The following is a 15,210-nucleotide window of genomic DNA, read 5'->3' as shown; positions in this document are numbered from 1 at the left end:
CTCCTATACCTGATCTTCACTGCCGTTAACGGGACATCAGCGGGCGATCAGCCGGAACCGGAATTTGTCCAAGCAAGGACTGAATCACCTGCTCTGCCGCATGCTCCCGCAGCCGCTGCGAGCTGCGCAGCGCCATACGATGCGCCAGCACCGGCACGGCCATCGCCTTAATATCATCCGGCGAGACGTAGTCTCTGCCGCGCAGCGCCGCCTGAACTTGACTCGCTTTGAGCAGCGCTTGACTGCCGCGCGGGCTGACTCCAAGCAGCACATCGGCATGCTGCCTCGTTCCTTCTACAATATCCAGCATATAACGAAGCAGCTCATCGCTTACCTGTACTGTCGGGTAGATGCGCTGCGCCTCCAATATGTCGGCGATGCCGACAACCGGCTGCAGCTGTTCAAGCGGACTGTCCGCAATGAAGCGCTTCAGAATCGCCAGCCCCTCTTCAGCAGTCGGATAGCCCATCCTTACTTTGAACAAAAACCGGTCAAGCTGCGCTTCCGGCAGCGGGAATGTGCCTTGCTGCTCTACCGGGTTTTGGGTCGCAATAACGAGAAATGGCCGCTCAAGCGTATGAGTCGTCCCATCGATACTAAGCTGCCGCTCCTCCATACATTCGAGCAGACTGGACTGTGTCCGCGGCGTCGCGCGGTTAATTTCGTCCGCCAGCACCAGGTTGGCGAATAACGGGCCCGGCCGGAACTCAAACTCCGACAGCTTTTGATTATAGTAATGAATGCCGCTCAAATCCGACGGCAGCAAATCCGGCGTAAATTGAATCCGCTTGAAGGAACAGTCCAGCGACTTCGCAAGCGCTTTCGCGAGCAGCGTTTTGCCTGTGCCGGGCACGTCCTCAAGCAGCACATGACCTGACGTTATAATAGCGATCAGCAATTTATCGACGATATCTTCTTTCCCGACAATAACAGACCCGACATTATCGCGAATTCGCTCTGCCAGTTGATGAATGGATTTCATACTCATTTGAGATTAAGCTCCCTTCTCTTCTGCAGCTAAAGGTTATTTGTTTTTTCCAGTATACCCGTTCAAAGTGTTGATCGCCATACAAAAGTAAAAAACAATCATTGCAGCCAAGCGGCAAACACTGCAATGATTGTTTTTCTCATCACTTAAGGCTGAAGCGCCTTTTGCCCCCGCATATAAGGTCGCAGCGCAGGCGGAATATAGATTGTCCCATCGGCCTGCTGATGATTTTCAAGCAACGGGATTAATATACGCGGACTGGCTACCATCGTGTTGTTCAGGGTATGCGCATATTGCAAGTTGCCGGCATCGTCCCGATAGCGGATCCGCGCCCGCCGCGCCTGAAATTCATGGATGTTCGATGCCGAATGCGTTTCTCCATAGCTGCCGCGGCTTGGCATCCATGTTTCAATGTCGTATTGCTTATACGTTTTTTGCGACATATCGCCTGTACATACAGCCACGACCCGGTAAGGCAGCTCGAGCAGTTGCAAAAGCTGCTCGGCATTCGCTACCATCTGCTGCAGCAGCTGTTCCGACAGCTCGGCATCCGCCTGGCAGATCACCACCTGCTCCACTTTGGCAAATTGATGAACCCGATACAAGCCGTGCACATCCCGGCCAGCCGAGCCAACCTCACTGCGAAAACATGGCGTAGCCGCAGCGAGACGCAGCGGCTCGCTCAAATCAATGACTTCATCGCTATAGAGCGCTACAAGCGGCACCTCCGACGTGCCGGCGAGAAAGCTATCCTCCCCGGCAATGGCAAACGTCTGGTCGCGATTGGCCGGAAAAAAGCCCGTTGCGGTAAGCGCCTGCTCCTTGACCATCATCGGAACGTCCAGCAGCCGGTAGCCGCGGTCAGCCAGTAAATCGAGCGCCAGCTGCTGCACAGCCCGGTGCAGTAGCTGGCCGTTATTTTGCAGCACATAATGCCGGCTGCCGCCAATTTTCACGCCGCGCTGCAGATCCATCAGCCCATGCCGCTCTCCCAGCTCGACATGATCAAGCATTTGAAAAGGCTGCTGCACTGCCTCTCCCCAGCGTCTTACCTCCACATTATCAGCATCGCTTGTTCCCACAGGCGTATCTGGCGAAACCAGATTAGGCACCTGCAGCATGAGCGCATCAAAGACCTCATCCGTCTGCCTAAGCTGCTCCTCCAAACCCTTAAGCTGCTCGCCGCGAAGCGCCGCCAACTGCTTTTCCCGCTCAAACTCCTCCTGCTTGCCTGCGCGCAGCAGCTTAGTAATCGCGGCCGAATGGCGATTGCGTTCGGCCCGCATTGTCTCCACCTCAACAACCAGTTGACGTCTTTTTGCATCAGCCGCGAGCAGCTGCTCCACATTAAATTCAAGGCCTTTTTGCCTTGCAGCCTGCTGGACCTCTTGAGCCCGTTCACGAATTACCTTGATATCCAACATTTGTAACCCACTCCCTATCGTAAATAAAAACACGCTCCTCATCCACATATGGGACGAGGAGCGCGCTCGCGGTGCCACCCAAATTAGCCGATCAAAATCGACTCACTTGATCCGCCTCTAACGGTGCGGTACCGGAATACTTAGAGAATGTATCGTATACGACAAACCACTGTCATATCATTCTGATCATAACGCCTCAGAGTTGGAAGCTCTTCATAGGCCTGTTTTACTTATGAAATTGACTTCAAGATGCTTGCATTATACCAGCTTTGCCGTATGAACGCAAGTCTCGGGCGCTATTACTGCTATTCTATTAATGTGTGCAGCCTGAGCAGCACCGTTATCGCTTCCGCCCGGGTTACGATGCTGTCCGGCATAAAGCGGCCGCCGCTTCCTCCCTGCATAAGCCCGCTTGCCTTTGCTGCTGCCGCATATGGCTGCGCCCATTTGGCGATGCCGGCATAATCGGCAAATGGAGACTTTTGCCGCTCAGAAAGGGCAGCAGCCTTCTTTCCGCCGGCCCGAACCGCCATCGCAGCCAGTTCGGCGCGCGTTATTACAGCAGCCGGACGGAAGGAACCATCTGCAAAGCCCGTTACAATTCCAAGACCGGTCGCTTGCGCAATTTGCGCTTTTGCCCAAGCTGGAATCGCCGCTGCATCCGTATAATTGCTGCTCTGCTCAGATTCTGCCGCTCCTTTGATGCTATTCATCAGCATCACAACAAATTCGGCACGGGTTACGGTCCGGTCTGGTTTAAAGGTTCCGTCCGGGTAGCTGTTTGCGATGTTGAAGCAGCTGCCCATGTGGATCTCCTTTTCAGCCCAATGCCCGTTAATATCTGTAAAACTATTTTCGCTCGAGCTGCAGCCTGCGTAGTTCTCCGGATCTGCCGGCTCTGCTTTAGCAGGATGACGCATTATTGTAAGATGGTAGGCTCGCTCAGCGCCATTTTCGGCTACTACGACAAAGGTGAAGTGATTTTCCCCGATTTGCAGCTCGGCCGTAATGTCCGAAATGACTTGCTTTCCTTCCCATTTTACGACAGCCAAAGACGAGGCGGCCTTAACCGTAAGCGTCACCTTCTCTGTATCTGTAGCAGCCGTATAATTCAAGTTGGCGTAGGAGAATGCGGGGTTGAGCTCCACAATTTTTCCGTTGGAAGTTATTTCCACCCTAAGTAAATCAGTATTATCTGACAACTGCACACCCGCATTTCCAGGCTGGGGCTCTTCCTCCGGATTTTCCCCCTCGGGCTCCTCGCCCGGCTCTTCTCCAGGTTCTTCGCCGGGTTCCTCACCAGGCTCTTCGCCTGGTTGTTCTTCTTCCTCTTCTAGCAGCGGCCCGTAAAAACCGACTTCAGTTATACTGTTCCATGCATTCTGATTATTGCCAAAGCCTTGAATGCGCACATAGCGCGCCGTTTCGGCAGTAAACGGGTATAGCTCATGATCTGTGGATTGCCCCGAGCTTTCTCCCTCAAACACCGTCCGCCACAGCTGACCGTCGTCCGAGAGCTCAATGTGGAAGAAGCTGGAGCGTGTGTTTCCCATATACCAGGCTATGCTGATTGCGGCAAGCTCCCTTGCTTCTCCAAGATCATACTGAATCCACTGCCGCCCCGAAGCTGACCAGCGTGTTGCCAGGTCATTATCGAGCGTATTTTCCGCAATATTGCCGTCATCCTCGCTTGCCAGGACACTTACCGCCTGCCAGCGCTCGCGATCTTGCGGTATGCCGAACTGCAGCGGATTAGTAAATTCGATATAATAGACGGACGGCTTTTTCACCCCTTTTGGGTCCGTAACAGCAATTCGTGCCCGGCCTGGCAGCTGCGCTGCCTGCGTTACGGTTGCCACGTAACTGTCTGCATATGAAGCCCCGATGACAGGAACTTGCTTTTGTCCATAAGGCAGCTTCACTTCATACAAATAACGTTCTGGAGCGAAGGCGGGTAGCGGTTCTCCGTCAATCGTTATCCCGTCCAGCTGTGCAATCTCCCCCTGCTCGACCTGCCATTCATCCAAAGCCGGCCAATTCCCAGGCAGCGCCGGCAAAGTTTCCTCGCCCGCCAGCGGCGTCATCTGAACGCGAATCTGTGTACTCAATACCTCGTCCCAATGAATGGCCAGCTTTTTCACGCCAATGTTCATCGTTTGTCCGGCGGGGTTGGGCGAAGACGGCAGCGGCTCTGCACTCATCACACTAAAGCGCGCGCCATCTGCAGTCTGTAACTGGACGGCAAGTTTTCTTCCCTGCTGCGTCAATATTGCCGTCCTGCCGTCATCGCTAAGCTCAATTGCTGCACGGGTATGCATGAACCAATACAGCTCCGCAGGCGCTTTCAGCTTGATTTCATCCTGTACAACAAACTGTCTGCGGTGATCGATCAAAGCCGTTCCCCGTTTGACAGATTCTGCTGTCGCGCGATAGGCCGGCGTCAGATCGGCAATTGCAAAAGCGCCCTCCGGAGAATCGAATTGCGATGTAATGATTGGCGCTGAAGCCGTTACATTTTGATCCGGCTTCTGCGACGGTTGAATGACAAGCGTATTATGACCTTCCGCACGTTTGCGGTAATAGGTCCAGCGTCCGCCGTCAGGGGTCATATCCCAAAAACCGGGCAAATTATAGTCCTCTGAGCCAAAATCGATCGCCCACCGCACGCCGTTCGCATCCAGCACGAAGGAGCCAATATCAAGATCGCCGTGCGGCGAACCGTTGACACCCCCTTTGAAGCCGGCAAACAGCGCGTTGGCATCCTCCCAGGAGCTGCGCATTGTCACAGCCTGCTGGCGTTCAAAATAGTAGTCCTTATGCTGAGGCTCACTGCCGTTATACAATTCCGGACGATACCAGAGCAGATCGTAGAGGCTGATCTGTTCGGCTTTGGCATTGACAAAGCGGTGATACCAGGCGTAATCCGCTTCTTCATACCGCTGGGCGAACCACAGCAATAATCGGCCTGGAATGAAGGCTTCCGCATTGTCCGAATAATTGAAGGTTCCCTTCGCCCCGGCAATGTAAAGCGGGTATTTCGCCGTATCTGCAATGCCTTCCGCTGCAGAGAAGCCGAAATCATGGCCATAGGCCGTCTCCAGCGCAGACAACATATAGACTAAGTAGCTCGAGCCGTATTCCCAGTAGGCCGGCCCTTCGAGCGCCGAGCCGTCCGGCGCGTACTGCCGCAAGCCATACTGCAGCGATTGAAAAGCGCCCTGCAGCACAGCTCCGGCTATCGCCTCTTCCTCTTCGGCGATTGCAAGTGCGCCGATGATCATGCCGGCATTGCATACAAAGTTCCAGTTATTATCGTTTTTTGTCCAGTAGGTCATATTCCGGTACAGCTTTTCGCCTTCCTGCAGTCCCTTTGCGACAATGGCTTGCTTAATTTGCTGGCTCTGCCCTTCAGTCATATAGTCGTAGAGCCAGTCGTAACCGATGGCAACGCCGTAAGTCATCGTGGCATCGTCGAGAAAATGGCCGGGGCTCCAATCCGGATAAGCAGAGGATGAGACATGGAGCAGCTCCGTTACGGCCCGATCCGCATATTTGCTTTCACCCGAAATTTGATATAAAAACGCCATATTGGCAATGATAGAAGCCGACTCCGTACGCAGACGCAAGCCGTCCGGCTTCAAATAAGGCACAACAGGCTGCGAAAGCTTGCTGTCCCCTTCGCGTTTGACGATCCCATACCACTTCTGCATCGCCGGATCACTCACGATCAGCTGCCGAATGCGCGTAAAATCGTCAGCCGTCGCCAAAATTCGCGGATGGCGCCGGCCAGGCTGCCTGTCCTTCAGTTCCTGTACCAAGGCAGCAGCAGTGGGCGCCATATAGACGCGAATCGTACCACTCGCCTGCCCGCCACGCTGATCGCTTACAGCAATCGTGAACATATCCTCGCCAATATAATCAGGATCGGGCGTATAAGTCCATTCTCCATTCGCCTGCAGTTCCACCCGCCCGTGCTGCGGGGCGGTGCCGACCGTATAGCTCAGTACATCGCCATCGGGGTCCTTTGCCCCGGTCTTACCGGTGATTACCTTGTTCTGAATCGTCGGATATACGCTATCCGCCACATATGGCGCCCGATTGACGGGATGCACGAGTACCGTTACGACCGATACAGCGAATCGGCCTGCTCCGTCGCGTACATTCACAGTAAAACTGTCTGCGCCATGAAAATCAGGCTCCGGATAATAACGCCATTCTCCAGATGACTGTATATTCACGATGCCATGCTGCGGCTTTATCAATGTACTAAAGCTTAGTGGTGCCTGATAACTTGAGCTTACTGCAATTCGCCCGTCAAGCATCCCGCCCTGCTCCATCTCCCGCTCATCGTCCGGCACAACAAGCTCCTCACTGCCGACAATGACGATGCAATCCGCTTGCACATCGCCATCTGCCGTCCGCGCTGTAATGATTGCCGTTCCTTGCGAGATGCCCGCTACTACCCCTTCGCTGCTGACGACTGCCGTGGCCGGATCGGAAGAGCTCCAGACTATCTCTTTGTTCATCGCATTTGCCGGGATGACCTCAGCGGTCAATGCCGCCTCTCCGCCCACAGGCAAAGCAAACTTGGACTGATCAAGCGCGATGCGCTCCGCTCGAATCCACGGTTTCAGCACGGCATCGTCAAACCAGACGGTTCCCGTACTGTTTTCCAAAAAGTTTTCCCAAACAAAACTTACAGCCTCGGCAGGCATTTCGATTATTTTCTCCACCAGCGTCCAATCGTTCGTCCCCTGCAAAGAGGGAGCTTCTATCAGATCGCCAATGCGCGTGCCGGCCTGATTGTAAATTTGCACGCGGAAATAGGCCTTTCCGGTCACATTCTCCGTCTTCATCCACTGGCTCATTTTATAATTGATCCCTTTAGGCGCATCATGAAGCGGAATTCTTTGAGTGACAGCGCCCCGAACAATACGGCTGTCCGGCGCTTGAATAAAGAGAGACCTGCTGCCAGCCTTGTAGACGGCGTCCGTTACACCATATACCGGCGTACCGGTAGGCGACCAGGTGCCCCATAGACTGGGCATGCCATCTGTTACCTGTTCATAGCTTCCATTCGGGATCACTACCTCCGACAGCCCCTCTTCGGCGGCCGCAATATGTGGTATTGCCCACAAGCCGTTATCCATGACTAAAAATAGCGCTAACAGAATCATGATTCCTCTTCTCGCCCTGCGAACCGGCACAACAATTCCTCCCTCACGGAATTTCGTTATTCCTTAATCGCTCCAATCATGACACCCTTCACAAAATAACGCTGCAAAAACGGATAAAGTACCAGGATCGGCACTGTAGCGACGATAATCGTCGCATATTTGATCGTTTCGCCGATCGGCATCCGGTCACCGCCGCCTACTCCCGTCAACATACTGTCCGTACTGTTCGTAATTAATATTTCGCGCAGCACAAGCTGAAGCGGGAATAATTCGCGGTCCCTGAGGTAGATCATTGCGCCGAACCACGCATTCCAATGCGACACGCCGTAAAATAGTATCATGACGGCTACGACCGGCAAGGATAGCGGCAAAACAATCCGAAACAGCACAGTAAAATCGTTGGCGCCGTCGAGCTTGGCCGACTCTTCCAGACTGACCGGCACTGCCGCAAAGGAAGTGCGCATAATGATCAAATTGAATGCGCTTACCAGCCCCGGAAGAATAAGCGCCCAGCGGCTGTCCAGCAAACCGAGGCCGTCTACAAGCAAATAGCTCGGAATAATGCCGCCCTGAAAAAACATTGTAAAGACGATTAAAAACATAATCGGATGCTTCCACATTACCTCTCTGCGCGAAAGCGCGTATGCTCCGAACGAGGTCACTAATACATTAAGCGCAGTACCGATGACAAGGATGAATAATGTGTTCAAATATCCCGTCCGGATCATCGGATTGTCAAAGACCAGATTGTAGGCCGCCATCGTAAAGCCTTCCGGAAACCAGATCATTCCCCGCTGCTGCACGAGCCAGGACGGATCGCTGACTGATGCGATAAAAATATACAAAAAGGGATAAGCGGTTATAAAGCACAGAAGCAGCATCAGAATGGTATTTCCTGTATCAAACATCTTTCCGCTTATACTCGTCTTCATCATGTTGTCCAAGCCTCCCTCACCACAGCTTCGTCTCCGTCAATCGTCTGCTGATCGAATTAGCCAATAGAAGCAGCGTAAAGTTAATGACCGAGTTGAACAAGCCAATTGCTGTACTGTAGCTGAAATCCGCCTCCAGCAGTCCTTTGCGGTACACATAGGTTTGAATGACATCCGCAGTTTCATAAGTGAACGGATTGTACATCAGCAATATTTTTTCAGTGCCTACCGTCATCAAATTGCCGATTTGCAAAATGAGCAAAATGATAATCGTCGGCATAATTCCCGGGATCGTAACATGAATCGCTTGCTTCCATCGATTGGCCCCATCTGCCTTGGCAGCTTCATACAGGGTAGGATCAATGCTGGAAATGGCCGCCAAATAAATGATCGTTCCCCAGCCGATATTTTGCCAAATGCCAGAAAAAATGTACAACGACCGAAACCAGCCCGGCTCTCCCAGAAATGCTGTCTGTTCCAGACCGAACCAGCCAATGATGCTGTTGATCAAACCGTCCCGCGACAGAAAGTCGACCATCATCCCGACGACTACGACAATGGATACAAAGTGCGGCAGGTAGGTTATCGTCTGTACCGATCTTTTGAAAATACGGGAGCGAATCTCATTCATCAAGAGCGCCAGCAGGATCGGAGCCGGGAAAGACAGAAGCAGGTCGAATGCGCTTAATAGCACCGTATTGCGAATTAACCGCCAAAAATAAATACTATTAAAAAATTGTTCAAAATGGTAAAGCCCGGCCCATGGACTATCTGAAATGCCAAGTGACGGCGAAAAATTTTTGAAGGCGATCTGAATGCCATATAAAGGCCCGTAATGAAACAGCAAGTAGTAGGCGACGACCGGCAGTACCATCAAATAAACGTATTTATTTTGCTTCAAATCTTTCAGCATGCGCAAGCGCAGGCCGCTCTTCTGTTTGAACACCGCTTTCGGGACGGTTATTTGTTCCATCGCATTTATCTCCTATCTTTGATTAAACCGGTCAAGCGCGTTTTGCTTCAGCTTGATTGCTTCTTCGATTCCCATGCTGCTCAGCTTGCTGGTAAAGGCGTCGAAGTTATCCAGCGATTCCGAACCAATAATAAATTTGTTCAACATTTCCTTATGATAGGTGTCGATATCATTCATAATTGAAGCATATTTCGCGCTTTCATCCGCTGTCATCGTCGTCGGCGGCATTAACTTGCTATGATCGGCCTGCATCCACATATCAAGCGCGTTCCGCTGCACCTCTGTCGCATAATACTGCTCTACATAGCGGCGATCCTGAATAAAAGGCCCGCTCCAGCTGGCGGTAAAATATTGCGCCATAGCTTGCGTAATCGGCAGCCCGTCCGGGTTATGCAAAATCTGGTCTGTATAGGTCGGGTAGCCGTCCTTCATCGTGTAGCTCTCGCCTTCAATACCGAAGTTAAACAGCAGATGCCCCTCTTCGCTATATTTTAAGTCCAGCCATTTTGCGATCTTTTCCGGCTCTTTTGCCGAAGCGGTTATGGAGGCGCCAACCCCTGCAAAAGGAAACTCCATCTGCCCGATCGATTTTCCGCCCTTCTCCAAGGCTGGATACGGAGTCGCGGCCAGTACAAAATCCGGGGTCTGCTCCTTCATCAAATCATTAAAACGGCCGACCCCGCTGCCTGCATAAGTGATGAGCGAGCCGAGCTGATTGCCGGTAACCTTCGCATCGCGCAATTTGGCATCTGTTAGCGCATAATCCTTATCGATCAGCCCTTCCTTGTACCAGCGGTTCATTGTCGTCAAAAACTGCTTATATTCCGGCTGCATCGGCCCGAATTTCACCTGGCCGTTTTCATGATAAAAGCTGTTCGTAATGCCGTAGGCACCGATAAAAGCATGGCCCGTGTTCAACTCGTCGATATTTAATAGGAACGGAATTTCATCCTTCTTGCCATTGCCGTTCGGATCCTGATCGCGGAATGCCTTCAAAACCTGCTCCCATTCATCAATCGTCTCCGGAACGGACAAATTCAATTTATCCAGCCAGTCTTTGCGAATCGTCGGCCCGTGATAGGTCAACAGCAGTTCATCCCCGCGAATGAAAGGAAATACATAAATATTGCCGTCATCGGTCGTAATGAGCTTTTTATATTCCGGATTCGCCTCCAAAATCGCTTTCAAATTTGGCGCGTGCTCCTCGATCAGCTCATTCAGGCGCAGGATCCGCTTTTCTTTAATGGCATTGTCCGGCCCCTTAGGAATGTTCGACATTGTGTACTCTATTACGTCCGGCATTTTGCTTGACGAAAAGACCAAATTAAATTGATCGCTTTCCTGACCGGCGGGCGGATGCTGAAACTCCACCTTCGTTCCAGTCAGCTTTTCAATTTCCTTATAAGCGGCAATGCCATTGTAGCTTTTCATAGTAGCGCCGGCATTGCCGTTCAGACCAACCCAATACGTAATCGAAGCAGGGTACTCCGCCCCTTTTGGCTGGGCCCCGCCATCGCTTGCTTCCTTTTGCGTCTCGCCGGCAGCCCCCTCCGGTTTCACTCCGCCATCGCTGCCGCAGCCGCTAAGCAAGCTCCCTGTCATGGCAGCGGTTAATGCAATCGGCCATATTTTCTTTTTTGTTTGCAAGGTGTTGCGCCTCCTTTAATTTGAAGTCGGTTGATTCCATTTCAATATATCCTCTCTGACACAAAGCCGGATACAGCCTGATGGCAAAATGGGCTATACATCCTTAATTTCGGGCGGCTATATCATTTTAATGTGTCCTATACATCTTTAATTTTCAGCTCATTTTGCGCCAGTTCACTGTATTTCCCAGGTGTAATCCCTTCATATTTCTTAAACATGCGGATGAATCCAATCTCATTGGCGTAGCCGACCTCCTGAGCAATTCGCGTCACGGTAAGCGATTTGTCGGCCAGCCATTTCTTCGCAGCGCGAATGCGGGTAAGCGCGATAAAGTCGGTCATGTTTTGCCCGCCTTTCTTCTTGAAGAAGGAAGACATATATTGCGGAGTTACATCAAAATGCTCGGCAATACTTGTCAGACTTAAATTGCTGTCGCCAAAATTTTCTTCGATGTAGGCTGTAATCCGCGCATAGAATCGGTCACTCGGGTCGGTGCGTTCAGCTTTCACGCTTGTACAAACCTGGCGGTAGAGACCCTTCGTTGCTTCCAGCATCTCTCGCGCCGTTAAGCAGTTGGCAAAAAAATGCACCGGATCAAGATTCGCAGCTTCTTCAAACGTCTCCTGATTGTGTACGCGAATGCTATTATAAGTTTTCAAAATGGTGCTCAATAAATCGTGAAATAAAAACAGCCCCATCCTTCGGTCAAGGGAATGTGCCACAAAATTGATTTCATAAATTTGCTCCAGCACTTGTTCTGCTTGTGCGAAATCACCCGTCTTGACGTAATTGGTCAGCTGAATCTCGGTTTCCAGCGGATAATGATAGGATAACGGGGTGTACTGCTTGGAGTCCGCGTAAAAAATGACTGCATGAGCCCCATAAACCATCCGGTAATCTAAGGCCAGCGTCGCCTCCTGATAACCTTGGGCAATCTCTGCCGCTTCAGCAAAGCTGCCGCTTACGCCGACCGTCATTCGCATACGGAATCGCAGATCAACAATTCCCATCAGCTCATCCAGCTTCCCGCGGATATCTGTACTAAGACTGTGATCCGCAGGAAAATTGAGCAGCACGCCTAGTAAATTGCGGTCCATCTCTGCGATATATAGTCGGGCCAAGCTGTCCTGGAACAGCTCCGTGCACAGATTCGAGACAATAAAACGGGCAAGCGCCCATTCTTCCTCAGAATCATCCTTCATAAACCGGCTGCAATCTTCAATGTCTGCAAGGATGACAATAAAGCAATCATGCGATAGGCGAACATCCATAAATGCCAGCGACTCGTCAGTCATCGCCTCTGCATCAACATGCCCTTTTATCAATCTCGTCAAAAAATTCGCCCGGATAACCGGCGCATTGCGTGCGATTGTATCGCGCAATTGCCGCTCTTCTTCCATAGAACGAATGACAGATTGCTTAATAAAATCATATTCATTCACTGCATTTGCTTGATCCGACCGCCTGTGCAAAATCGTATGAACCACATCCCGGATCGGTGAGTAATTACGGTATGCAAGCAGATAAGCGACAGCGAAGCCTGCCAATAAACAAATCATTAACAGCACGATCGCCCTCGTCTTTAATTCCTCTACATTCCCCATCACTACAGGCTTCGGTACGAGCGAGACATACTTCCAGTCATTCTCCCCTGTTGTATAAGATACGATCATTTCTTGTCCGTCGCGCTCGATCTGAGTATATCCGCTGGAGTGGTCAAGCCGCTGCAGCAGCCCGGAATCCCAAGCATTGGCCTTTGCAGTCGACGTCAGCACTTCATTCCGTTCATTAATGATGTAAACCTCACCTTGATGCAGCTGTTCAATTTGTTGAAACAGTCTGCGGATTTCCCGCTCGTCAATATTGATGACAAGGTACCCTTTAATATCAGACTGGTCATTAATCGGCAGCGACTGCACATATGTAATCGTTTGAACTGGAGTCTCGCCCAATGTTTCCGTCGTTTCAACGGGAAAATAGTTTTTATACCGCAGCCCTTGAAAATAATGCTCCATAATCCAATCATAGCTGCGGCCTTTATAGGTATGCAGCTGAGTATAGAAAGTACGGGAATCCGTTTTAGCAATCGGGGTAAAGATCAAATCGCTTTCCTTTACAAAAATATAAAAATTGCTGTCAAAGCTGCTTACGTTGCGATACTTTTGTAAATCTTTCATAAAATCGATCAGCTTCACCATATCTTCCGGACTTTTATCCGCACCGTTACTAAGCAGCCATTGCAGCTTCGGATAGAGCGCCAAGTAATTCGTCATCTTATCGATCGACTCCATTTGCGTCTCTGTCACCGCCTTCGCCTGCTCAAGCAGACCAAGATTTGTCCGGTTGGCATTTTCAATCGTCTGCGCTTCCACCCGCTGATAGAAAACGCTTCCAATAATAACGGGAATGAGCAGAATACACAGGTAAGACATAAGGATTGTCAAAAAAACGCTGCGGCGTGCTTTAAGCATAGCCAGCCTCCTATTCATCAGTTTTATCCCTTTATTGTACCATATTATTACAAAAAACAAGACCGTTGCCGGCTTACCGCAGACAGCAGTCTTGTTCCTCTACTCTTCAGCGCCATCCTGGCGTTCCGTTTGACACGCTTCGCAAATTCCATAAATTTCAAATCGGTGATTTACAATTTTAAAGCTCTCCGGCAGCTCAAGCTTCACTTCCATCGGACAATAATCGAATGTAACGGTCTTCTCGCAATTCATGCAGATTAAATGGTGATGGTGATGCCCGTGGCAGCTTCCTTTAAACTTCAAGCCGCCTTCCATGAAATAAAACTGCTCAAGAGCGCCCATCTCGCTTAACATACGCAAGTTGCGATATACGGTATCGAAGCTGACGCCAGGATACTTGTCCTTCATTTGGTCATAGACATCCTTTGGCGAAAGGAATGCGTCCGTATCGGAAAAAATTTTGGCAAGCGTCCGGCGCTGATCGGTAATTCTCCACCCGTTGCGAGACATGATCGCGATCATTTCCTGCACTTTATTGGCGGCGTCCATATTAGGCTCCCCCTTCATAATGCTTTGCTTTCCATTGTGGTCAATCGCCACCGCTTTTGTCAAGACTTTACGAGCCTTGCCTGTATTTAAGCGGCGTGCAGCCAACAACTTTTTTGAACAACTGAATAAAATAGGAGACATTTGGCAAGCCAACCTCGATCCCGATCCGCTCCACAGATTGTGTAGTCGTCTGCAGGAGCCTGCAAGCCTGCTTAATTCTGCGTGCGGTCAAATAGTCGGTTATATTGCTGCCCGTCTCCTCGCGAAAAATTCGCGAAACATAATATTTGGACAGATGAGTCTCTTTCGCAAGCCGCTCCAAATGAAACTCCTCGGCATAATGGCGCTCGATCCATTGCATGATCGTTTCCGAATAACGGGTTGGGCGGGCAGTTATGACAGCGCTCCGCTTTCCAGCCGGAATGCCTTCCAGCCTCGCCCCCATCAGTATCGAAAGCAGCGAGAGCAGCAGTAACGCTGCTTCTTCTTCCGTCTCCCCGTTGTTTTTGTGCAGCGCTTGCTCGTAGAGCGCTATTTGCCATTCTGCTTGCGCAATTGCTCCCCCCAATTGAAACGCCAAGCCGCGGACCGCCCCTTTCCACAACCGCTCAAAAAACTGTGCGCGCTGCGGATATGGCTGCAAAAAATGCGCAATGACAGCAGGATCCAAGTAAATGATCGTTCGCTCATACGGCGCTTCCTTGCTAATTTGGGCATAGACCTTATGCAGCTGGAACGGTTGAAAAAAGAAAAGCATGCCGCGGCCAATTTGGAAAGTCTGCTGATCGACGATAACGCTGCCTTGCCCTTCATGCACAAGCAGCATTTCGCAGCACTGATGCCAGTGGTAGTAGCCGCCAAAGTTAGTTTCGTTGCGGTTTCTATAACTCCACACAATCGCTTGTCCATCAAATTTAATGAGGTCGGACAATAAGTTCATTGCTAGCCCCACCCTCTCCAGCATGACAATAGAACAATATTTTATCATATTATAGCACAACTTATCCGTTCTATCTCACGCTATAATCGAATCAATTCATTCAAGAGGA

The 15,210-nt window shown here is 50.9% G+C and carries 9 protein-coding genes; all 9 read right to left on the bottom strand.

Going from position 1 to position 15,210, the window contains the following annotated elements; genetic code table 11:
• Positions 1-25: 25 nt before the first annotated feature.
• The 9 genes from ACFQ0N_RS02445 to ACFQ0N_RS02405 all read right to left on the bottom strand — a co-directional run bounded on the left by ACFQ0N_RS02445 (position 26) and on the right by ACFQ0N_RS02405 (position 15,101).
• Positions 26-988, bottom strand: coding sequence for an AAA family ATPase (locus ACFQ0N_RS02445; RefSeq protein ID WP_379322751.1), 963 nt, complete (start codon positions 986-988; stop codon positions 26-28).
• Between the two features lie 146 nt (positions 989-1,134).
• Positions 1,135-2,412, bottom strand: a complete 1,278-nt coding sequence (gene serS, locus ACFQ0N_RS02440) for a serine--tRNA ligase (RefSeq protein ID WP_379322750.1) — start codon at positions 2,410-2,412, stop codon at positions 1,135-1,137.
• A 305-nt stretch (positions 2,413-2,717) separates the two neighbouring features.
• Positions 2,718-7,619: an S-layer homology domain-containing protein gene (locus ACFQ0N_RS02435; RefSeq protein WP_379322749.1), complete on the bottom strand. Its 4,902-nt coding sequence runs from the start codon at positions 7,617-7,619 to the stop codon at positions 2,718-2,720.
• Positions 7,620-7,645: 26 nt separating this feature from the next.
• Positions 7,646-8,524, bottom strand: a complete 879-nt coding sequence (locus ACFQ0N_RS02430; RefSeq protein ID WP_379322748.1) for a carbohydrate ABC transporter permease — start codon at positions 8,522-8,524, stop codon at positions 7,646-7,648.
• A 16-nt stretch (positions 8,525-8,540) separates the two neighbouring features.
• Entirely contained in the window at positions 8,541-9,494 is a 954-nt protein-coding gene (locus ACFQ0N_RS02425) for an ABC transporter permease (RefSeq protein WP_379322747.1), read from the bottom strand.
• Between the two features lie 12 nt (positions 9,495-9,506).
• The gene (locus tag ACFQ0N_RS02420; protein ID WP_379322988.1) at positions 9,507-11,096 is read right to left on the bottom strand and encodes an extracellular solute-binding protein; all 1,590 of its coding nucleotides are present in this window, start codon (positions 11,094-11,096) and stop codon (positions 9,507-9,509) included.
• 182 nt (positions 11,097-11,278) lie between these two features.
• The gene (locus tag ACFQ0N_RS02415) at positions 11,279-13,612 is read right to left on the bottom strand and encodes a helix-turn-helix domain-containing protein (RefSeq protein ID WP_379322746.1); all 2,334 of its coding nucleotides are present in this window, start codon (positions 13,610-13,612) and stop codon (positions 11,279-11,281) included.
• Positions 13,613-13,711: 99 nt separating this feature from the next.
• Complete coding sequence (locus ACFQ0N_RS02410) at positions 13,712-14,161, bottom strand: Fur family transcriptional regulator (protein ID WP_379322987.1); 450 nt, start codon at positions 14,159-14,161, stop codon at positions 13,712-13,714.
• Positions 14,162-14,228: 67 nt separating this feature from the next.
• Complete coding sequence (locus ACFQ0N_RS02405; protein WP_379322745.1) at positions 14,229-15,101, bottom strand: helix-turn-helix domain-containing protein; 873 nt, start codon at positions 15,099-15,101, stop codon at positions 14,229-14,231.
• Positions 15,102-15,210: the final 109 nt, after the last annotated feature.

Source organism: Paenibacillus sp. GCM10027626 (assembly GCF_042676285.1).
GTDB lineage: Bacteria > Bacillota > Bacilli > Paenibacillales > Paenibacillaceae > Paenibacillus_Z.
This window is presented reverse-complemented; position numbering and strand designations above follow the sequence as displayed.